General features: G+C 53.7%; 20 protein-coding genes and 1 pseudogene. 7 read left to right on the plus strand and 14 right to left on the minus strand.

Annotated elements, in window-relative coordinates:
- Window positions 1-218 precede the first annotated feature (218 nt).
- The 4 genes from ACH9L7_RS19635 to ACH9L7_RS19650 all read right to left on the minus strand — a co-directional run bounded on the left by ACH9L7_RS19635 (window position 219) and on the right by ACH9L7_RS19650 (window position 3,611).
- Window positions 219-425: a hypothetical protein gene (locus ACH9L7_RS19635; RefSeq protein ID WP_396614010.1), complete on the minus strand. Its 207-nt coding sequence runs from the start codon at window positions 423-425 to the stop codon at window positions 219-221.
- Window positions 422-1,972 (minus strand): TrkH family potassium uptake protein, encoded by a 1,551-nt coding sequence (locus tag ACH9L7_RS19640; protein WP_396614011.1) that lies wholly within the window; start codon window positions 1,970-1,972, stop codon window positions 422-424. The genes ACH9L7_RS19635 and ACH9L7_RS19640 overlap by 4 nt, the downstream gene beginning before the upstream one ends.
- Window positions 1,973-2,035: 63 nt before the next feature.
- The gene (locus ACH9L7_RS19645) at window positions 2,036-2,719 is read right to left on the minus strand and encodes a potassium channel family protein (RefSeq protein ID WP_396614012.1); all 684 of its coding nucleotides are present in this window, start codon (window positions 2,717-2,719) and stop codon (window positions 2,036-2,038) included.
- A 442-nt stretch (window positions 2,720-3,161) separates the two neighbouring features.
- Complete coding sequence (locus ACH9L7_RS19650) at window positions 3,162-3,611, minus strand: zinc ribbon domain-containing protein (protein ID WP_396614013.1); 450 nt, start codon at window positions 3,609-3,611, stop codon at window positions 3,162-3,164.
- 481 nt (window positions 3,612-4,092) lie between these two features.
- Between ACH9L7_RS19650 and ACH9L7_RS19655 the strand changes: the two genes are divergently transcribed.
- On the plus strand, window positions 4,093-4,836 hold the full coding sequence (locus ACH9L7_RS19655; RefSeq protein ID WP_396614014.1) for a winged helix-turn-helix transcriptional regulator: 744 nt from the start codon (window positions 4,093-4,095) through the stop codon (window positions 4,834-4,836).
- Between the two features lie 141 nt (window positions 4,837-4,977).
- Here the strand turns inward: ACH9L7_RS19655 and ACH9L7_RS19660 are convergent, their stop codons facing one another.
- On the minus strand, window positions 4,978-5,235 hold the full coding sequence (locus tag ACH9L7_RS19660) for a hypothetical protein (RefSeq protein WP_396614015.1): 258 nt from the start codon (window positions 5,233-5,235) through the stop codon (window positions 4,978-4,980).
- A 152-nt stretch (window positions 5,236-5,387) separates the two neighbouring features.
- Between ACH9L7_RS19660 and ACH9L7_RS19665 the strand changes: the two genes are divergently transcribed.
- Both ACH9L7_RS19665 and ACH9L7_RS19670 read left to right on the plus strand, forming a co-directional pair.
- Window positions 5,388-6,134, plus strand: coding sequence for a winged helix-turn-helix transcriptional regulator (locus tag ACH9L7_RS19665; RefSeq protein ID WP_396614016.1), 747 nt, complete (start codon window positions 5,388-5,390; stop codon window positions 6,132-6,134).
- Between the two features lie 103 nt (window positions 6,135-6,237).
- Entirely contained in the window at window positions 6,238-8,460 is a 2,223-nt protein-coding gene (locus ACH9L7_RS19670) for an amino acid permease (protein WP_396614017.1), read from the plus strand.
- A 59-nt stretch (window positions 8,461-8,519) separates the two neighbouring features.
- On the opposite strand, the pseudogene ACH9L7_RS19675 reads toward ACH9L7_RS19670, so the two are convergent.
- A pseudogene (locus ACH9L7_RS19675) lies at window positions 8,520-8,690 on the minus strand (universal stress protein); the annotation flags it as partial.
- A 130-nt stretch (window positions 8,691-8,820) separates the two neighbouring features.
- Window positions 8,821-10,071, minus strand: a complete 1,251-nt coding sequence (locus ACH9L7_RS19680; protein ID WP_396613963.1) for an RNA-guided endonuclease InsQ/TnpB family protein — start codon at window positions 10,069-10,071, stop codon at window positions 8,821-8,823.
- 164 nt (window positions 10,072-10,235) lie between these two features.
- On the opposite strand from ACH9L7_RS19680, the gene ACH9L7_RS19685 reads away from it, so the two are divergent.
- Window positions 10,236-10,532 carry a transposase gene (locus ACH9L7_RS19685; RefSeq protein WP_396613964.1) on the plus strand — a complete coding sequence of 99 codons (297 nt, stop codon included), beginning with the start codon at window positions 10,236-10,238 and terminating at the stop codon, window positions 10,530-10,532.
- Here ACH9L7_RS19685 and ACH9L7_RS19690 read toward each other — a convergent pair.
- From ACH9L7_RS19690 to ACH9L7_RS19700, 3 genes are read right to left on the minus strand one after another with little or no spacing between them, the layout of a single operon-like run.
- Window positions 10,506-10,931 (minus strand): hypothetical protein, encoded by a 426-nt coding sequence (locus ACH9L7_RS19690; RefSeq protein ID WP_396613965.1) that lies wholly within the window; start codon window positions 10,929-10,931, stop codon window positions 10,506-10,508. The genes ACH9L7_RS19685 and ACH9L7_RS19690 overlap by 27 nt on opposite strands.
- On the minus strand, window positions 10,928-13,363 hold the full coding sequence (locus ACH9L7_RS19695; RefSeq protein ID WP_396613966.1) for an amino acid permease: 2,436 nt from the start codon (window positions 13,361-13,363) through the stop codon (window positions 10,928-10,930). The genes ACH9L7_RS19690 and ACH9L7_RS19695 overlap by 4 nt, the downstream gene beginning before the upstream one ends.
- Complete coding sequence (locus tag ACH9L7_RS19700) at window positions 13,356-13,517, minus strand: hypothetical protein (protein ID WP_161611444.1); 162 nt, start codon at window positions 13,515-13,517, stop codon at window positions 13,356-13,358. Before ACH9L7_RS19700 ends, ACH9L7_RS19695 begins: the two co-directional genes overlap by 8 nt.
- Window positions 13,518-13,746: 229 nt before the next feature.
- On the opposite strand from ACH9L7_RS19700, the gene ACH9L7_RS19705 reads away from it, so the two are divergent.
- Genes ACH9L7_RS19705 through ACH9L7_RS19715 form a run of 3 tightly spaced genes read left to right on the plus strand, consistent with a single transcriptional unit; the run spans window position 13,747 to window position 16,274 of the window.
- A complete protein-coding gene (locus ACH9L7_RS19705; RefSeq protein WP_396613967.1) occupies window positions 13,747-15,360 on the plus strand; it encodes a TrkH family potassium uptake protein in 1,614 nt (537 codons plus the stop codon).
- The gene (locus tag ACH9L7_RS19710) at window positions 15,360-15,578 is read left to right on the plus strand and encodes a hypothetical protein (protein WP_396613968.1); all 219 of its coding nucleotides are present in this window, start codon (window positions 15,360-15,362) and stop codon (window positions 15,576-15,578) included. Before ACH9L7_RS19705 ends, ACH9L7_RS19710 begins: the two co-directional genes overlap by 1 nt.
- Window positions 15,579-15,602: 24 nt before the next feature.
- Window positions 15,603-16,274 carry a potassium channel family protein gene (locus tag ACH9L7_RS19715; RefSeq protein WP_396613969.1) on the plus strand — a complete coding sequence of 224 codons (672 nt, stop codon included), beginning with the start codon at window positions 15,603-15,605 and terminating at the stop codon, window positions 16,272-16,274.
- 196 nt (window positions 16,275-16,470) lie between these two features.
- Here ACH9L7_RS19715 and ACH9L7_RS19720 read toward each other — a convergent pair whose 3' ends face one another.
- The 4 genes from ACH9L7_RS19720 to ACH9L7_RS19735 form a co-directional block, all read right to left on the minus strand.
- Window positions 16,471-16,953 carry a hypothetical protein gene (locus ACH9L7_RS19720; protein WP_396613970.1) on the minus strand — a complete coding sequence of 161 codons (483 nt, stop codon included), beginning with the start codon at window positions 16,951-16,953 and terminating at the stop codon, window positions 16,471-16,473.
- A gap of 3 nt (window positions 16,954-16,956) precedes the next feature.
- Window positions 16,957-17,547 carry an Rrf2 family transcriptional regulator gene (locus ACH9L7_RS19725; protein WP_396613971.1) on the minus strand — a complete coding sequence of 197 codons (591 nt, stop codon included), beginning with the start codon at window positions 17,545-17,547 and terminating at the stop codon, window positions 16,957-16,959.
- Window positions 17,548-18,131: 584 nt separating this feature from the next.
- Complete coding sequence (locus ACH9L7_RS19730) at window positions 18,132-18,443, minus strand: hypothetical protein (RefSeq protein ID WP_058827496.1); 312 nt, start codon at window positions 18,441-18,443, stop codon at window positions 18,132-18,134.
- Between the two features lie 191 nt (window positions 18,444-18,634).
- A complete protein-coding gene (locus ACH9L7_RS19735; RefSeq protein ID WP_058827497.1) occupies window positions 18,635-19,135 on the minus strand; it encodes a hypothetical protein in 501 nt (166 codons plus the stop codon).
- Window positions 19,136-19,268: the final 133 nt, after the last annotated feature.

A 19,268-nucleotide genomic window follows, 5' to 3' on the forward strand; every position in this document is an offset into this window, starting at 1 on the left:
GGGTGTGAAGTTCGGATACCAGCGGATATTCTGAGAACTGCCCACACGGCTACAATCACGACAATATCCTGGCAACACTCGGAGAATCGCTTCGCGTGGAGTACTAACGGCAGAGGCTGAGGAAATTAGAAAAGCCACGGGTCACTCGACCCGTGGTCGTTTATCCCAATCAAGTGGTTCTCAGTTAGAGTAACTGGTAGGATGGGCCACGAGAGTGGTCACTCATACTGAATACCGCGATAGAGGACGTAAATGACGAATATGATGATATATGCTCCCGCAAGCGCTTCTGTGATGAAGGAGCGGTTCAGAATGATGACGAGGCCAATAATCAGGGGTCCCACCAACAGCAGCGAGTCGAAAATGCGATCATCCGCACCAGCTTCGAACACAGTGGAGATGACCGGAAGGTCGCCCAGTTTCATTGGTAGAGTCCTCCACGCTTGAAGACCGTCCGGAGCATCACGAGTACAGGGATGATTTCGAGTCGGCCGATCCACATGTGGAAGAGGAACGTGATCTTCCCAATTGCCGGGAGTGACTCAGGACCTGTAATTCCTGACGAGAGACCCACGTTCCCCTGAGCGCTGGCAACCTCGAACACGACGTTGGCGAGTGAATATTCTCCGGACGGAAGCGTGAGCAGCAGTACAAAGGCACCGACGACGAGGAACGTAATCCAGAGGACGAAGATAATCGCCGCCTCCATGAATTCGCGGCTTGCTTCTTCCTCGCTCAGTCGTCGACCATTGATTTTCAGCCGTCTGATTGCGGTCTCAGGATAGAAGACATCCGCGATTTGATATCGAATTCCTTTCGCGAGCGTCAGTCCACGAATGAGTTTGATACCACCTGCCGTGGACCCAGCTGCACCACCGACGAACATCCCGAACGCGACAGTCAACTGAGCGTACGACGGCCACCGGCCGAGTGCAACGTTGGTCGAATCGACAGCCGTCTGGAACCCAGTACAGGTGGCAGCCGAGACGAATTGGAACAGGCCGTAGCGTAAGGCACTGAAGGGTGTCTCATAGGGGCCAGCGTAGTACAGGAATCCCCATAGGAGGGCGGACCCGATACCCATATAACCGAACACCCACCGCGTCTGGAGATCCGAGTAGAAATTCCGGAGATCACCCTGCAAGATGAGATAGTGTACTGGGAACGCGATGCTTCCCAAGAGCATGACGGGAATCAACACGAAGTCTATCGCGACGCTGTCGTAGGTCGCAATCGAGTTGTCGGTAATCGAGAACCCACCGGTTGCGAGTCCAGTCATACCGTGATTGATCGCCCCCCAGATCGGCATTCCGGCCATCCACAGCGCGAGAATCGAGACGAACGTAAACAGAATGAAAATCCACCAGATAGTCCTAACCGTCGAAACGATACTCGGGTGGATTTTCTCGGAGCGAGCTTCGCTCTCGTAGAGTGTCAGCGATCCGCTACCAGGGCGTGAGAGAATCGCCGTCGTGAGGACGATGACACCTACTCCACCGACCCACTCAGTGAACGTTCGCCACCACTGGAGCGTACGGGGAAGTACCTCCTCGTTGTCGGTCATCGTGAGTCCCGTGCCGGTGAACCCGCTCATGCTCTCGAAGACAGCGTTGAGCGGTTCGGTGAACGCTGCGAGCGTCGCCGTCTGTGCGGGTGTTGTAACTCCGGGTACGCCAAGCTGAACGCTCCACGCGATCAACAGGAACGGTAGCGAACCGAATATCCCGACGGAAAACCATCCCGATGCGGCAACGATCATGCCGTGGAACCGACCTGGGGCTTCAGCGTCTCTGAATCGTCGATAGAGCAACCCGCCAATTCCCAACGGAATGACAGCGGAGACCAGCAGTGCCGGGAGCGCGTAGTACTCTCCCCAGACGATGGGTACGACGAGCGAGACCAGCATTAGCCCGCCAAGCGCCTCCAGGATGCGACCGATATCTCGGCCAACAGTTGCAATGGACCCGTTCATTCGTTCCCTGTGCTAGCGATCAGAGCTACCGAGATTGTCCCGAAATTTAACATTGTCTGTCTACTAAGCGTGGTCTTCATAGTGCCCAAAGATATCGGTGATCTCCGGGTCAGCGCCGACACCAGAGTAAACTGTCAACAGATCGCCTTCGTTGATGGTTGTGTTGCCACGGGGAGTAATCGGATGATCGTTCCCTTCGCGCTCGATTGCAACGACGAGCATCTCGTCAGTGAGGAGTCCTGCCTGTGTGGCTTCTTGGAGCGTTTTACCTGCGATTGGTGCCCCGTTGGTGACTGTGATTTCGAAGACCTCTGCCTTCTCACCAATGCGCATATAGTCCACAATCGCTGGGCGTGATACGGCCCGATACAGATACTCGGCGATGAGCTCCTGTGGATTCTCCATGGTGTTTACGCCGATCTGTTTGAATAACCCCATATGCTCCGGGTTGTGGACGACAGAGAGAATCGCGGGAATCTCGAATTCTTTTGCGAGCAGACAAGTCATCACGTTCGTTGCGTCCTGGTCCGTCGTCGAGATGAGTGCATCGGCCTGCGCTGCACCAGCATCTTCTAGTGTATCTTTCGTCGTGGCGTCGGCGTTCAGGACCAAACAGTCAAACTGATCCGCAGCCCGGTTCGCACGTATCTCATCACGCTCGATGACGACAACCTCGTTTCCAGATCGTGTCGCAATATCGATGAGTGGTGTCCCGATATCTCCGGCACCGATGATGATAATGTACATTGTAGTTAGGTCTCCTGCCCCCGAATTAGAGTTTCACGGATTGACATCGGAACTCTTCCTCTGGTTATCACGATGTGTTGAGCTAATTCTGCGCCGATTTCCTCTGACAACGATCCGAGCAATATCGCACCTAGCATGTCGGAACACCAAAGACTGTGTCGTATTGCTGAATTGCCTCGATAAACAGTGCGCGTGGGACCACATCAGCAAGCAACATGACGTCCCCGCCATGGCCGGCATCGTGGCAGAGGTTACGGGACAATGCTTGTTTGGACTCACTCATAAGATACTACCTCGGATTTTGTAGGCATGGTGTGTGTACAAATTCGAGTCACGTTCATATTTCATAGGTAGCGAGTCTTTGTGTCGTGTCACGGGCATCTTTTTGTTTGCAATCGGGTCAACAAGGCACTTAGTAATCAGTTCTGACATGAATTATTTTTCATGTCTCGGTATAGTCCGGATTCTCAGTACCACAATGAGGGCAGACAGCTGCTTCCTTATCGAGCATTCCTCCGCAGGATTTACACCGAATTTGTTCGGCGTTATGGACGTCTCCAAGATATACCCAGTGTAAGGATTCTGTCCCGTCCATCCGCTGCTCCCGACGGACGTGATAGAGTGATACTTGATCCGTATTCACACCAGAACCTTCTGGATTAGGAGGGTGCTTTCGTACGAGCGCGTATGCGCCGTGGTCTTCTATTTTGAGGACCTCTCCAGCAGCGGCCGCTTCGATCTCTTCTTCGATTGGGGTCCGAAGCGTTTCGATACGGCGCTCAACGTACGAAAGCACAGATTTCAATTCAGGGAGTGCCAGCGAACCGATGTGCTGAATCAACGCATCGGGTACGGTATTCGGTGCTTTCGGGTCTTCATTTGGGTCACTCATGCATTTATCTCCATTGTGGGAGCATTCCAGTCTACCGCTTCACGCGGTGAATCGAGAGAGCAGCGCCATACATACGGTCCGGATACACTCACTGCGGTCATCGAGTTATTCCGGGGGCCGCCCTCATCGACGTTGCAACCGAGAGTGAAGGGTGGAATCATATTCGAAATCACACTATGACAGGATAAATACTTCCCACCGGCCTTGTTTAGACGCGGTGCAGATTGTCCGCCAGATTCGTTGCCCAGAAACGAAATCGCGGATAGAGACTCTCCTCGACAGATTCTACTCATCCAATAGAGCCACTAACCGACGCTTTCAGGAGCGTCTAAACAAGGCTCTTCCCACCTTTACAGAGATTCGAGGAGAAAGACGGAGTTTCACTTCTCAAAATTGTGCCGAGGTAGAACAGTTGCCCGAGGTCAAACGGGCTCCTAACGATATCTTAAAAGGATTTCCTGAATTATTCTTGTAGTATATAATGCCTCTTCAAATCGATGAGATCGATGAACAGATCCTGTATTATCTGTCGCAAGAGGCTCGCCACACCTCTTCACCAGATATCGCGGGGAAAGTTGACGTCTCGGCACCGACCGTCCGGAATCGAATTCGCCGACTCGAGGAAGGTGGCGTAATCAGGGGATTTCATGCCGATATTGATTATCAGAAGATAGGAGGTCGTCTTACGAACCATTACGTCTGCAGCACGGGGCCTCGAAACAGAGAGGAGATCGCCCAACGGGCTCTTGATCTCCCGGGCGTTATTAACGTTCGAGAGTTCATGTCCGGTAAGGGCGACCTCCGGATTACGGTCGTCGGGACTGACACTGAAGATCTCACACGGGTTGCTCAGCAAATCGCATCTCTGGGTGTCGAAATTGACACTGAGGACCTGATTCACCGCGAGTATTTCCGTCCTTATGCTCCCTTCGGTCCTCAAGATGAACAGCTAGCGTCTCCAGTCAGAGGTATCGATGGTTTGGCTGGGGACATCGACATCGTCGAGATACTTGTTAGAGACCGGGCTCCAATCGCTGGGAAGACACTTCAGGAAGCGAACGAAGAGGGACTTATTCCTTCAGATGTGCTGGTCGTCCGGATCAATCGTGATGAAGAAGCGATTACGCCAACTGAGCAGACCTTTATTACGGAGGGTGATTTCGTCACAATCCATTCTCGACGTGGGGTCTCTGAAGAGACGGTAGCCGTATTCACTGGCCAGTGATTCGTTACTCAAGACGCAGAAAATACATCAAAATTGTGCCGTGGCTTGACCTCCTCTCACGCCTAAAGTCGAGGTACGCGCTCGGTTCTGTGTCACGGCATTAACATCTCCCCACGACTGAACCAGGGGATAAATATGCTGTTAGGCAGAGGTCTGCTCCTGATCCCTTGGATATCCATCGTCTGACTCTTTAGAGGGACCAAGATACGCCCAGTGGAGTTCCTCGGTTCCATCGGTCTGTTTCTCGAGAGTCACACGATAGAGGTTGGTCTGTAGACCGTCCGGTAGCTTTTGAACGACAAGAAACCCTTTCACGTCAGGCTCGAGGCGAAGAATCTCACCAGAAGCCTCTTCACGAATACGAGTCTTAATCGGCTCTTGGTTCTCAGTCGACTCCATTATTGTCCTCTACTTTTATTCTCGTCCCTATAAATAAACTCGTTCAGTTGCTCGACGCGAAAGATACTGTCGTGTATCTTATGCAAACAGAGATTGCGTCTTTCCGACGCGAGTCCAAATCGATTATCTCCCTGTAACGTGACGAGTCAGATATGAGCGACCGTTTGGATGAGGTAGACAAACGAATCCTCTACCATCTGGTTCGGGATGCACGAAATACGTCCGCGCCCGAAATCGCTGAGGAAGTAAACGTCTCGGCGGGTACGATTCGAAATCGAATTTCACAGCTCGAAGAATCCGGTATTCTTCGGGGCTATCACGCACTCGTCGATTATTCGCGAGCAGGCGGCCGTCTGACTAACCTCTATATCTGTACCAGTCCGGTTCCGGATCGTGACCGGCTCTCGAAACAAGTCGCCGAAATCCCCGGTATTGTCAGTGTTCGACAGCTGATGAAAGGCAGAAACAATCTCCACGTGACTGCTGTCGGTGATGATATGCAGGAACTCAACCGGATAGCGAACGACCTCTCCGCGATTGGGCTCGAAATCGACGAGGAGAACTTGCTCCAGAGCGAGCAACTGCTTCCGTATCATAAATTCGGCCCAGAGGCGTCACAGGATGGCCATACGATTGCGGATTTTATGGAGCTCTCTGGTGGTGCCGAAGTCGTGGAGCTTACAGTCTCTTCTAATGCTGAAGTTGCAGGCCTCACGTTGCGTGAGGCGAACGAAGGTGGCGTTATTCAATCGGACGTTCTGGTGGTTTCAATCGAGCGTGACGAGGAAATGTTAACACCTCGTGGAGATACGACGGTCCGCCCAGATGACTTGGTAACGCTCTTCTGTCGAGGTGGACTGACGAGAGAAACCGTTGAAGCATTCGGTGACCACAAGTGAGTAGGAACCCAGAGAGAGACCGGCCGTTTTAACCTACTGCTATCTCTCGGGGTTATCAATGAGCCTGTCGCGGGGTTTGACTCTGCCGGAGGTTAACTAACAGATGCCAAAATCACTCGAACGTGACCTCGGTCTGTATGCAACAATTACAATCAGTATTGGTGCGATGATCGGCAGTGGTATCTTTGTCCTCCCTGGACTCGCTGCCAAGAAGACGGGGCCGAGTGTGATTCTTGCGTATCTCCTTGCGGGGTTAATCGTCTTGCCGGCCGCACTCTCGAAAGCGGAGATGGCGACCGCAATGCCAGAGGCTGGCGGCACGTATCTCTATATCGACCGAGCGATGGGTCCACTTCTCGGAACGATTGCCGGGATCGGCTCTTGGTTTTCTCTCGTATTCAAGAGTGCCTTCGCTCTCGTTGGACTCGGAGCCTACGTCCTTCTCGTCATCTCGATTCCAGGGGAGTATCTGGTGTTTTTGAGCCTTGGCCTCGGTGTCCTGCTCGTCGTCGTCAACATTGTTGGAGTGAAGCAGAGTGGCCGCTTGCAAGCCATTATCGTGAGTCTGGTATTGCTCTCGCTTGCTGCATTCACGTTCTCTGGAATCATCAACGTCGATGGTACCAATTTCGATCCGTTCGTCACACACGGAAACAGCGGTGTGCTCGCAGCGACGGGTTTCGTTTTCGTCTCGTATGCAGGCGTCACGAAAATTGCGTCCGTAGCTGAAGAGGTAGAGAACCCGGGACGGAATATCCCCATTGCGATGATCGGTTCGGTTGTCGTGATGATGCTCGTCTACACACTGACCGTCTTCGTCGTCGTCGGTGTTTCACCACCGAACGAACTGATGTCGAACGATATGCTCACACCAATGGCACTTGCTGCTCGGCAGTTCGCAGGCCAATGGGGCGAGCTCGCCGTCGCACTCGTCGCAATCTTCGCTCTCACGAGCATGGCTAATGCAGGCATCCTCTCGTCGTCTCGATTCCCATTCGCGATGAGTCGTGACGAACTGGCTCCACGGCGATTGCGTGAGGTCAGTTCCCGTTTCAAGACGCCGATTGTTTCCGTCTTGCTGACCGGCGGATTACTACTCGGGCTCATCGCCTTCGTCCCAGTCGTTGAACTCGCGAAGCTGGCGAGTGCGTTCAAAATCCTTATTTTCACCTTAATCAACGTCGCCCTCATTGCATTTCGCGAAAGCTCCCTGGAGAGCTACTCCCCAGAGTTCACCTCGCCGGCGTATCCATGGGTGCAGATCTTCGGTATTATTGGTGGACTCGTGTTACTCACACAGATGGGACCAGTCGCAATCGGTGGCGCGGTTGGGATTACTCTCATGGGTGTCCTTTGGTATCTAGTCTACGGTCGGTCGAAAACGGAGCGACAGGGGGCTGCTCTTGATGTTGTCCGTCGGTCTGCGGACGCGCAGTCACTCTCTCAAGTCGAACAAGCGTTCGTCGATGAAGATGGTGTAGTTCTCGTTGCCATGGATGAACGAACTTCACAGAGTCGAGAACGGACGCTTCTCACAGCCGCGGCAAGCGTTGCCGCCCAGCGTGACGGCCAGGTTCATGCTGTACGGTTTGAAGAGGTTCCTGAACAACTCACGCTTTCGTCGGCAACCGAGATGGACGAATCGGACCGCGAGTTCGAACGAAAGACACAAGAGCTCGCTGCAGAGCTCCCTGTACCGATTCACGCCCAAAGTATCGTCAGCCACGATTTACGGCGTGCTGTCGTTAACTACGCCTCGAATATTGAGGCGGACCTTCTGATGGGGGAGTGGGAACCTGACCGTTATCACGCAGAGTTACTCGGAAGTGACGTTGACTGGTTCATGGAACACGCACCCTGTGACACGGTCTTTCTCCGTGACCGAGATATCGACGACGTCAACGAGATCACCGTTATCACCCGCCGCGGTCCATATCGACCACTCAAGGTTACTCTCGCAGACGCACTTGCAGTACACCACGACGCGCGAGTCCGATTCCTTACTGCCGTTGACAAGGACGCCCCTGAGGAACAGGTGACTGCGACTCGCGACTACCACTGTGAGCTTGAGACGCTATGTGAAGCTCCGACCACGAGCGAGGTGGTTCGTACGTCAGATCTTCTCGATGACCTCGTTTCAGCAGCTCAAGAGACTGATGTAGCCGTTATCGGGACAGTTGTGCATTCACGGATTCACGAGTTTGCATTCGGCGATCCCGCAACAGAGATCAGCAATCGATTGGACGCAACCGTCTTGTTGGCCCACCCACGAGAGTTAAAGAGTCAAAGCTTCGCTCGGGGAATCGTAGAGAGAATCGCCTTCTAGGTGCACTCCGGAAGAGACAACCACTCTTCTCAGGGTACCTACGGTACATATCAGGGTGGCTACTCGGATGGGTCAGGAAGCACGAGAACCGGTAAATCGCTCTCGTTCACGAGCGTTGTCGTCACATCTCCAGTGAGTAGTTTTAGCCAGCGACTCCCTCCTCGAGGAGTAAACACAATGGCGCTAGCGTCGAAATCGTGCGCGGCTTTGATAATTGCGTCTCCGACGTCGGCTCCGTGTGACATCCTCCCCGCCGTAAACGACGTTCACAAGACGCAGAGCGTCTTGTGCAGCCCATCAGAACGGCTGTGCCGTTCTGAGGACGGGGCTTCCCGTACCGCAGGTGGGACATTTTATGATCTACGACACGACCTGTTCTCGCGGGGCGAACACCCCGCTCTCTGAATCGAACAAGTGTACCGATGGCTGTGCCACACAGCCGTTACTCCTACCCTCACCGTGAGGACTCGGAGTTATCTTCTGGCGCATATTCTCCGCCCCGTTGCAATCCGCGTTGGCTACCAACTCACACGACGAGCAGACGTACAACCCACGCTGTTTGCGGTTTGCCTTCGTGTCGTCACCACATCGTGAACACGTCTTCGAGGTGTTCCACTCGTTCTCTTTCAGCACCTCAACGCCACGAATCTCTCCTTTGTAGTTGAGGTACTGGTAGATGCGGTCGAACGCCCACGTATGCAACTTCTTGTTGCCGGTCTTCCCCCAGTCTGAATTGCGCACGTCTTCGGGCCAACTCACCGCGAGCGTGCCCACATCGTGCTCGACACACTCTGTGATGATGGTGTCCGTAAGCGTGTGGTAGAAGTGCGTCTCGCGCTCTGCGAGTTTTCGGCGCGCCCACATCGACTTCTCTGAGGGACCATTCTCGCCCTCAGTGTCGTACTCCGCTCGTTTGAAGTAGTGTTTGTCTTGCTTGAGCGAGTTGCCGGGGTACAGGACGTATTCATCGGGGAACGCGACGGTGGCGATGTTTTTGATGCCGAGATCGATTCCTGCCACACCGTCGCCTGCGGGTTCGGTGGTTTCGAGTTCAACTTTACAGACGAAGTGCAGTTCCCACTCATCACCGTTCCAGACGGCACGGACGTTCTGCACCGACTCAACCTTCGAGAGGTCAACGTCGGGGCGGGTCTGGTACTCACAGAGGAGGAAGTCCGACCAATACTCCTTGAGATTCGAGCCTTTCGAGAGCCGAACGCGATTGTTCTCAGGGTCGTGTTTGAAGCCGTCTTCTTTGAATGTGACCGTACTTTTTGGTCGGGTGTCCCCGTGTTTTCGGTAACCGGGGGGATTCGCCTCGTCAAACTTGTGTCGTAAGTCGAACCATGACTGGAAAGCGTCAGAAAGTTCTTCAATGACTTTCTGACTGGATTGTGCGTTCAAGTCTTTCCAGCACGCTTGGTTCTTCATGTACGATTTCAGCACGCCTGCGTCGGGGATTTTGCTGGTCTCATCCCAGATACGGTCGGCTGTCCATCGAGCGACGTTCCAGATTTTCGAGGCGGAATCACCGAGCGAGTTGAGGCCATCGCAGACTTGTCGGTGGTTCTGAATGGAACCAACGTAGGTGCGAGTGACCTGAATCGCCATACATAGCCTATGTAGTAGATTTTACTTAATGCTACGATTAACGTTGAATATCCGACCTGCAATCGTTGGTGGACTGTGGAAGAACTGTCGGGTTCACTCCCGCCCTGAACAGTAGTTGCCGAACCTAACTGAAGTTCTTCACGCTGTGGTGCGTTGGTTGAAAGATGGTCCAGACAGCAAAGGCGAAACAACTCTGTCGTGCTGTTTCGACGGTGCTGTTCCCAGAACTAGAATTCGGCGTCAAACCGTGCGGGAAGTACACGAGAGAGGATTTCCGCGAAATCCTCTCTCGTATCGCCATCGACCACGAGTTCGCAAACACGGGTGGGAAGACGCTCCAACTTGATCGCGATGAGCAAGTGGACGTCACGTCCACTGCTCGGAATCCTCTCGCTAAATCGGGGCGGATGCGGCATAAAACACTTGACTGGGAGTCAGAGCAACGTGGTGAGCACTGTTGAATACGTCATTCGAATCACCCCCGCTCCGAAGCCAAAGCCGATGAACGAGGCCAGAATCGAGACTTCGTTGTGGATTCGGCCCTCGCCCTCCGTCAGGAAGGCGAGACCGATGAGCGAGCCGGTCCCGAAACAAATGACCAACCCCGAGAGGAACCCAAGCCACGCGAAGTAGATATCCCCGGTGAGAGAGAGAAACTCGTACGGCGGAGTCCAGACACCCAGTGCCATGAGTGCGTACCCACCAATTAGGTACGCAAAGAAGAGCACCCCAATAGGAACGAAAAGCGGTACCGAAACACGCGCTCCGACGAGACAGAGCTGTTCTATCGTTCCGGCGATTTGCCCGCCTAGGGATTGATTCGGCGGGTCGAACTCATCCGAATCAGTGGGTGGGTTCATGTTCTCACCGACTCACCGAGATTAGTTGCTTTTGCCCCTTTCCCGATCCATTTCCTGAGGAATCCGAAAATTGCCGAGTGGACGGGCCGGTGTTTCCGAACCATCACGACTTCACCGTCGAATTCTTCACCTACTGTCTCAGGCACTTCACCGAAGAGGACGCGACGGAGGATTCCCTCGCCTGCTGCGCCGATGATTACGGATTCGAAGCCTTCACCACGCGCATACTGGAGAATCGTCTTTGCAATGTCTTTACCTTCCTGCACAGCGGTGTCGACATCAATCTCCGATTCTGCCAGCGACTCCTGTTTATCAGCTAGGAACGATTCCGCCGTATCGACATCTCCGTCGGTTACGACGTGGAAGAGCGTCACATCAGCACCGGTCGCCGCGTATGCGACTGCAAAGAGGTCGGCGAGCTCCGAGTTCGCACCTCCCGCTGTCGGAACCAGTACACGTCCCGGTTTAGGTGATCCGTCGGTTTTTACCACTGCGACGTCACACTCCGCGTTCTCGACGACGGTGTCGATGTTCGAGCCGAGCACGTAGTCGGAGACTCGTTTCCGCTGTCCGCGCCACCCCACGAGGACGAGGTCGCTCTCGCGCTGATATGCGATGTTGTTGATGCTTCTCCCGATGTCGTGGCCGATCGTCACGGTCTGATGAACGGGGACGTCGTCCGGAGCGTACTGCATTGCTTCGTCAAGCAGTTCTCGCTGTTCGCTTGCGTATCGGCGTCCCTCTGAGAGTGGTGTCTGTTCAGGAACCGTTGCGACACTCGTGAGCAGAACTTCGCCGTCCTTGTGGCGAGCGACCGCACTCCCGGCACGGATGAGCTGTTCAGCGTTCTCCGGGTTCGCAATCGGAATCAAGACTTGATACCCACGGTCTTCAGCTGCGCGTTCTTCGGTAATGAGGCGCGTTTCTTCTTTTGCTTCCGTCTCACGCACGCGCCCGCGAGAGTAGAGGAAGAAGATACCGACGCCGACAAGGATCCACGCAATCGCCCCGTACCAGGCCAGCGGACTGTAGTTGAACAGGTAGACAGCGAGGGCAAGCTTGGTGATAATCCCGATGATGGGTACGTAGGGGAAGAACGGCATCACGTATCCGTAATCGATCTGGTCTCCCCACTCCCGGCGTATCACGATAGCGGCGTAGTTCACTTGGAGGAACAGCAGGAGGAACATCACGTCGGTCGCGGCCGCGACGGCCTCGATCGGAAGTGCAACAGCCATGAAGATAATGAGTGCCCCGGAGAGTGCAGTCGCGATGTGCGGTGTTCGCTTTTCGTCATGGACCGCGCTAAACGCATCCGGCAGGACGTGGTCTCTCCCCATCGCGAAGGAGACACGCGTCGACGAGTAGGTCGTCGCGTTGAGTGCAGATAGCGTTGAGAAGATACCCGCCACGAGGATGACGACCGTCCCGTACGGCATAATCTGTCCCGCAGCACGAGCGAGACCGAGTTCTCCGAGGTGGCCGAGGATTTCCCAGACTGCGGCGTCCTCGATAGTATCCGGGACCGGAGGTAGGTTCGTCGCTCCGTGAGCCCCCGATGCAGCACCTTCCTGAGCCAGTTGGAAGAGGTCGGGCGTGACCGTGACTGCACCGATGAGTACGATCGCCACGAGCATATAGATCGTGACGACGACAGACATCGAGTAGAAGACTGCTTTCGGTACAGATTTCTTCGGGTTAACGACCTCTTCGCCCGATTGAACGATAATCTCGTACCCCTCGAAGGCGATGAAAGTCAGTCCCATCGCGATAAACACACCACTGAGGTCTCGTGGCAGGAACGGCTGGAATCGACTGGTCGCTTCGGCGGGATTTCCGAAGATGTAGCCCAACCCAAACGCGATGAGGATGAGGATGACCGTGACCTTGACCATGGTCACGATATTGCCAGCGAGTCCAGTCTCTTTCGCGCCACGGAAATTAATGTACGCGAAGAGTACACCAGCGAACACTGCAAATATCTTTTCTGGGCCGATCGTGAGTAAGAATAGATCGACCGGGTCGAAGAGAGCGATACCGAAGTAATCGGTCAACAGTAGGTGGACGAACGCACCGAACCCGAGCGTGTACAGTGAACCGGCGACAGCGTGGGCGAACCAGGACATCCACCCAGCGAGGAATGCCTGTGACCGGCCGAGCGCTTCACGAACCCAGAGATACCCACCGCCCGCTTCGGGTATTGCTGACCCCAGTTCGGCATACACCATCCCTGTAAAGATGGTGATGAAGCCGTTGAAGGCAAATGCCATTACGAGTCCAGGGCCTGCCTGCCCTGCAGCAAGACCAGTGAGGACGAAGATACCGGCACCGATCATGGCACCGATACCGATCATCGTGATATCGAATACAGAGAGGTCCCGGGCGAGGTCCTCGTTATTACTGTGGCCCGGTAACCCTTCGTCGTCACTCATTGGAACCACCGTCCATAGCGTCGCTGAACGGGCCTTTCTGGTACTCGCCGGAATCTATTTTATCCACGACGTACTTGCCGTGTATAACGGCGGCTTGGAGTCCGACCCACGCAAGCAGCGTGAGAATGGCCCCGAGAATCAGCGTGGATACCATGTGTTTTTGAGTTTTCCACACACCATTATAAAAACTACCGTGGAGATACCTGAATCTGGTATATAAATTGTATGGGGCTGGCGAAACATCTCAATACCCCATTCTGGAGGCTAGGACTTCGCATTGAAGGTACTGATCGGAAGAGGGCATTTTGCGTTACGTAATCAGACAAGCTATCTCTACGGACAAACCAATCAGTTTAAAGTGCCGTTCAGTAAACGGAAACTGTATGGCCAATCGTCTTGGGACAATTGCTCGCGACCTCGGGCGGATGCTCGAGGCGCTAGCAGGTCTCATCCTCGTTTCGGTTCTTATCCCTCTCGTCTGGCGAGAGTGGTGGGTCGTTCCTGGAATGGTTCTTTCAGGTGTACTCCCCCTGCTCGTTGGAGTTGGACTCTCTCGAACCTTCCAGGACGCAGAGGACCCGGGTCGCCTGCACGGAATGATGATCGCTGCCTCTGGGTGGTTCTTCGTCGCAGTCTTCGGCTCTGTCCCGTTCCTGCTCATTGCATGGACTGCTCAGCTCGATCCGGGAATTCTCAATGTCCCTGTTCGATTTACCACAACGGGGACAGAAGCCTATAGCACGCTTGCAGCGTTTCAGAACCCGCTCAATGGCTTCTTCGAGAGCATGAGCGGGTTCACTGGGACAGGCCTCACGATGTCTGTTCATGAGGACGTCCTACCACACACACTCCAGTGGTGGCGTTCGTTCATCGAGTGGGTCGGTGGAGTCGGTGTCATCGTCCTCACGACGGCGATTCTCGCTCGCCCGGGGAGTGGTTCACTCACGCTTTACGAGAGCGAAGCTCGCTCCGAGAAAATCCACCCGAGTATCGTTTCGACCGTCCGCACGATCTGGTGGATTTTCCTGCTCTTTACGTTCTTCTCGATTCTCGTCCTGTGGCTCGCAGGGATGCCGATGTGGGACGCCATCAATCACGCGATGACCGGACTCGCCACCGGCGGATTCTCGATTACCGACAACTCGATTGCGACCTACGACAGCGTCGCAATCGACTTCGCGCTGATCCCGATCATGATCCTGGGGAGTATCGCGTTTCCGATCCACTATCTTATCTTGCGGGGAGACCTCCGAAACTTCTACTCGGATCTCCAGACGCGGTGGGTGTTCATTTTCTTCGGACTCGGAACACTGATTCTGACAGCCCTGCTGTTCGATCAGGGGTTCTACCAAACAGAGGCGATTGTGGTTGCTGGCATCGTGCTTCAGGGACAGGCAGCAACACTCTTTCAGACGTTCCGGTTTGCCTTATTCCAGTTCGTCTCGGCGGCATCCTGTACCGGGTTCCAGACAGCAGGGTCACTCGGTCCAGGATGGTCGCCGCAGGCGCAGTTGACAGTCACGTTCGGGATGGTCGTCGGGGCGGCAGCGGGGTCAACTGTCGGAGGAATCAAGCTCATTCGACTCCTTACGCTTGCCAAAGGCACTCTCTTCCGTATCCGTGGAGTGTTCTACCCTGCGAGTGCGGTACGGACGTTCCGCCTTAACGGACGCGCACTCTCAACCGAAGAGGCTGCCCAAGAGTTCGAAGAAGCCGCGATTATTACGTTCCTCTGGATTCTCTTCTTGGGTCTGGGGGCGTTTGTCCTGATGCTTTCGGTCCCTATGGGACCCGATGGATTCACGCTAGAAAATGTTCTATTCGAGGTGGCCTCTGCTCAAGGGAACGTCGGCCTTTCGTCGGGGATCACTGGGCCAGGAATGCCCACGATTACGAAAGTGATGTTCCTATTCAATATGTGGATCGGCCGACTTGAGATCATCCCAGTCCTCGTCCTCCTCCGAAGCATCTTCGTCTCAATGGAGGTCTACGAATAATGCACCTCGAAAAGATTCCGTTTGTTGGTCCTCTCCTCGCAGCAGGAGCAGACGACGCCGTATTCGATATACTCCTCCTCCTGGGACCTCTCGTGATCGTCCTAATTACAATTCTGGGCCGCACATCACTCACAGTTCTACTCGCAGTCGCTTACACGAGTGTGTTTGTTGGTTATATTGCCTACAAAAGTATGGCCACTACGGAGAGTAAAACTTAGCAGGCCTCAGATTAACGCTTCCTCATGTACATTATAATCGTCGGTGCTGGAGACATAGGTTCACAGGTCCTCGATCTTCTCACGAGGACGCAAAACGAACTCGTGGTCATCGAAACTGATTCAGATGTCGCCGAGCAGGTCAGTCGCGACTACGACGCTCTCGTGCTGAACGCCGATGCGACGATGAAAGAAACGCTAATCGATGCCGGTGCAGAGCAAGCTGACGCCGTCATCACGACCACGGACCAGGACGCAACCAATATTATGGTGATGTTGTTGGCCGAAGAACTTGACATCGAGTCGAAAGTCAGTGTCGTCCAAAATCCGGAACACATGGAGATATTCCGACGGATCGGTGTGAACGTACTCGAAAATCCTCAACGGCTCATCGGAGAGTACCTCGTCCGAGCCGTCCAGCGGCCATCAGTAAAAGACTTCATGTCGTTGGCGGGAGGTGCTGAAGTATTCGAAATCACCGTGACAGAGACTTCCCCTGTTGCAGAGAAGACACTGCAAGAAGCGGACTCAGCTGGGCTACTGGGCAATGATGTACTTGTAGTTGCGATCGAGCGTGGTGAAGAAGTACTGACTCCGCGAGGGGAGACTGTGATTCATGCCGGAGACCTTCTCACCGTGTTCTCGAAAGAGGGGGTCACAGGGGAGGTAATGCATACGTTCACCGGCAAAGACGAATAAGTGCTTTCTGGAAGCATTTATATTAGTACTGGGTATCATATTCTGCAACCTAAAGGGGATTAATGAATGGAGTTCCCTTCTCCCAGCCTCCGTACGTCGAAAAGTCTCCCTCAATGGACAGCCTATTGGTCATTGACATCCTCCACACGACTGAAGCCGTGGGCGTACTCTTTGTATTTCTGTGGATGATCCCTTGCTAGGGAGGGTTGCTCGCGGCGTTCAGGGGCGCGTATGAATCTGCGTGATAGGCAACTCGCCACAGTTTGAGAACAGCCCGAGTGACGAGCACTTCGGGAGCCTGCTTTATGCAAGATTCTTCGACCTCTTCGGGGTTTGAGGTTGCTTCAGGTGGGGGGTGGTAGTGCTCAACCCCGGGAACATGGATGTAGTCACCATCGTGAGGATGCTTACCCCAGCGGAAATTCACCCCTTCAGAATCCGTGTAGTGAAATTTGTAGTCTGCGTGTGTCGTCCACTGGACGTCGATTCGGGCAGTTTCAGCTCTACAGAGACCATCGTCAAGCGTAACTTCGAGAACAGAGGGATTGAGGTAGTCGTCTAATCCAGGGGTCGCAAGCGGTTCTTCTCGTTCGATGATTCTACGAATAGTGAGGAGCGCTGGCCGGTCAATCGCTCCTCTTAACGAGTGGACTTCTTCTGTTTGAAATTCTCTCTCCATCTATTACGCGGGGATGTTTTCATCGGTAGAGGAGAGGTCACCGTCGACGAATCGTTCAGCGTTCGCGATCGAAAGTGCGGCGTTCGCGAATGCGAGATTCCGACGCGTTGTCTGCCACTCTCGAATCGTCTCTGTGTTGGCCTCACTCTGTTCTGAGTCGGGTTCAGCGAGTGTCTGGTTTGTCTGCTCGATCGTCAGCTCTTCGGGAGAATCAACGCCGTACTTTGCCTGATAGTTGTTGAGTTGGTCACGCATTTCCCCGATTCGTGTGACGAGTTCATCGGTCGAGACGTGCTCGAGAATGTCTGCAGCCTGCTCAACGACGAGTGACTCTGGGGACCGACGATAGACTGTTCCACCGTTCTCACCGGTTGTAGTGACGACGAAGCCCTCTTCAGCGAGTGTGTTCAGGTGTTTTCGTGCTGTCTTCGGTGATGTTCGTGCGTCCTCGGCAACAGCACCAGCTGAGACTGGGATGTATGTGTGGGCGATAACGCGACGAATACGCTCGTAGGGAGTGGTCTCTGAGTCCCACTCCTCGCCGACCGCTTCGTTGATGTCCTCGAAGTCGTCCGGTGGAAGTCGGTTGTTCATGCCTTGATCATTGCGCTTGTGTAATATAGTTCTTTGGTAGAATACTATATTCCTTCGATTCAATTTTGAAATGGCTAGCCTTGGGGCGAGAGAAGAGTATCTACTGAGCGGTCATTTCAGGTTGGTTTTACGGAAACGGTGATTGCTCAGTTTTGGACACCAGCTGTTATCCTTATTACTGTAATCCTCTGGAACTCAGGCCCAGCCGCCCTCACTGATTTCTGTATAGTGTCATACGGTATATTGCTGATTTGCTCCTCAGAGGCTACATATTACTAATTTTCGTTGTGTAAACTCCACTCCTGCATCAGCCAAAATGTTAACTCACTATGGGAAAGTCAGTGAGTCATGAAAATCTCACATTCAGAATTACCCCAACACACAGCGAGCGGGTTACTCGCCAATGAGCAGGCGTGAATCAGCAATCCAACTCCCAGTGTTCGGAGGTTGAAGAGGAGGTTTCAGAGAACGAGACGAGAGAGCGTCGGTACAAGTGGTCTCAGATGAGTCGACGAACTTGCCGGCGTCGTCCACTGCGTCAGTATCCACAACAACAAGGTGCCGTATCTCGTCTGACCCATTCGTTACTCGTTCTGGAAGACGCCATCGGTACTGAGCGTCTCCGCCTTCCCGACTGCCTCGCGTTCACGCTCGATATCTTCGAGCAGATCTCCAATGAGGATCTTTGCAACGCCTTCGTCCAATTCTCCGTCAAGGTACTGTTGGTGCAACTCGACTCGCTCTTCATTCGAGAGTACTTCACGAAGCTTCTCCTTGAGACCCTCTCGCGCGAGTTCACTGATGTTAATCCCTCCCAGACGCATCTCACTGAGGCGTTGACTTGCACGCTTCTCGTCAGCCCCCCTAAACTGGATTTTGTCGTTGTTTGTCGTCATGATAACCGGAGATAATCGCTCTAGGAACAATTTTGTTGTGACCAGCCATTCGTGTCATAACAAACTGCTCAGGTGACAGTCTTAAGATCAAGATAGAAAGAAGCTCTCTGTCTGTTGCACGCAGTTTCTGACAGTACTCAGTGAGGTCTCTGCGGCCGTGCTGAATACAGGGCACTAGTCGGTCAGGTAATTCAGTTTCTCAAAAAGTACCGAATGTCGTCTGCAACGTCTCCCTCTTGACCGTCAGGAACACCGTCAAACCATCTCAGCGACAAGTCGTCTTTCTCTACTGTTTTCTCGACACTTACGCTATCATCTGCTGAGGCACGAAATACCACGTTATACATCGTAGTCCGCTGGGAGTCATCGTCCACAGACTGGAAAACGACACGGCGAATAAACTCAACTTTCTCAACGACAACAGTGTCATCGAGAAGTGCCTCTGATTTCTGTTGAGCAACAGTCATCCAGTCTTCTCCGTGTTCCACAGGGAACGCAACGAGTGTCCACCCGTGTGAGCCGTCGTTCATTAGCAGTATGTCCCCATCATCGTTGGTTATCCCAACCACCGCATGGCTGTCCAATTCCTCTGCAACGGACTCGAACTTGTCTGCAGGAAGTTGCCGGACTTCATCGTGGAATGAAACCTCTGCTCGGTCACGCAAATCGTCGGGGTCAGAAAACGAATCCATACTGCCGTTTGCAGACGGTCTGACATAAATCCAGAAGTAAACTATCCGTGCCGTACTCATCCTCTGCATGTGTCACACCGCTCCTGTCAAGGTGTGAGGATTTCAACTAGTCCGCTTTTTCAGCTAACCCAAA

It is taken from the genome of Haloferax sp. S1W (assembly GCF_044593955.1).
Taxonomy (GTDB): Archaea; Halobacteriota; Halobacteria; order Halobacteriales; family Haloferacaceae; genus Haloferax.

What these genes read in the sequence shown, in the direction of transcription:
- ACH9L7_RS19670 (WP_396614017.1), top strand. Translation starts at nt 6,238, where the DNA reads ATGCCAAAATCACTCGAACGTGACCTCGGTCTGTATGCAACAATTACA.
- ACH9L7_RS19715 (WP_396613969.1), top strand. Translation starts at nt 15,603, where the DNA reads ATGTACATTATAATCGTCGGTGCTGGAGACATAGGTTCACAGGTCCTC.
- ACH9L7_RS19635 (WP_396614010.1), bottom strand. Translation starts at nt 425, where the DNA reads ATGAAACTGGGCGACCTTCCGGTCATCTCCACTGTGTTCGAAGCTGGT.
- ACH9L7_RS19665 (WP_396614016.1), top strand. Translation starts at nt 5,388, where the DNA reads ATGAGCGACCGTTTGGATGAGGTAGACAAACGAATCCTCTACCATCTG.
- ACH9L7_RS19690 (WP_396613965.1), bottom strand. Translation starts at nt 10,931, where the DNA reads ATGAACCCACCCACTGATTCGGATGAGTTCGACCCGCCGAATCAATCC.
- ACH9L7_RS19700 (WP_161611444.1), bottom strand. Translation starts at nt 13,517, where the DNA reads ATGGTATCCACGCTGATTCTCGGGGCCATTCTCACGCTGCTTGCGTGG.
- ACH9L7_RS19650 (WP_396614013.1), bottom strand. Translation starts at nt 3,611, where the DNA reads ATGAGTGACCCAAATGAAGACCCGAAAGCACCGAATACCGTACCCGAT.
- ACH9L7_RS19710 (WP_396613968.1), top strand. Translation starts at nt 15,360, where the DNA reads ATGCACCTCGAAAAGATTCCGTTTGTTGGTCCTCTCCTCGCAGCAGGA.
- ACH9L7_RS19685 (WP_396613964.1), top strand. Translation starts at nt 10,236, where the DNA reads ATGGTCCAGACAGCAAAGGCGAAACAACTCTGTCGTGCTGTTTCGACG.
- ACH9L7_RS19645 (WP_396614012.1), bottom strand. Translation starts at nt 2,719, where the DNA reads ATGTACATTATCATCATCGGTGCCGGAGATATCGGGACACCACTCATC.
- ACH9L7_RS19660 (WP_396614015.1), bottom strand. Translation starts at nt 5,235, where the DNA reads ATGGAGTCGACTGAGAACCAAGAGCCGATTAAGACTCGTATTCGTGAA.
- ACH9L7_RS19680 (WP_396613963.1), bottom strand. Translation starts at nt 10,071, where the DNA reads ATGGCGATTCAGGTCACTCGCACCTACGTTGGTTCCATTCAGAACCAC.
- ACH9L7_RS19655 (WP_396614014.1), top strand. Translation starts at nt 4,093, where the DNA reads ATGCCTCTTCAAATCGATGAGATCGATGAACAGATCCTGTATTATCTG.
- ACH9L7_RS19735 (WP_058827497.1), bottom strand. Translation starts at nt 19,135, where the DNA reads ATGGATTCGTTTTCTGACCCCGACGATTTGCGTGACCGAGCAGAGGTT.
- ACH9L7_RS19725 (WP_396613971.1), bottom strand. Translation starts at nt 17,547, where the DNA reads ATGAACAACCGACTTCCACCGGACGACTTCGAGGACATCAACGAAGCG.
- ACH9L7_RS19695 (WP_396613966.1), bottom strand. Translation starts at nt 13,363, where the DNA reads ATGAGTGACGACGAAGGGTTACCGGGCCACAGTAATAACGAGGACCTC.
- ACH9L7_RS19720 (WP_396613970.1), bottom strand. Translation starts at nt 16,953, where the DNA reads ATGGAGAGAGAATTTCAAACAGAAGAAGTCCACTCGTTAAGAGGAGCG.
- ACH9L7_RS19705 (WP_396613967.1), top strand. Translation starts at nt 13,747, where the DNA reads ATGGCCAATCGTCTTGGGACAATTGCTCGCGACCTCGGGCGGATGCTC.
- ACH9L7_RS19730 (WP_058827496.1), bottom strand. Translation starts at nt 18,443, where the DNA reads ATGACGACAAACAACGACAAAATCCAGTTTAGGGGGGCTGACGAGAAG.
- ACH9L7_RS19640 (WP_396614011.1), bottom strand. Translation starts at nt 1,972, where the DNA reads ATGAACGGGTCCATTGCAACTGTTGGCCGAGATATCGGTCGCATCCTG.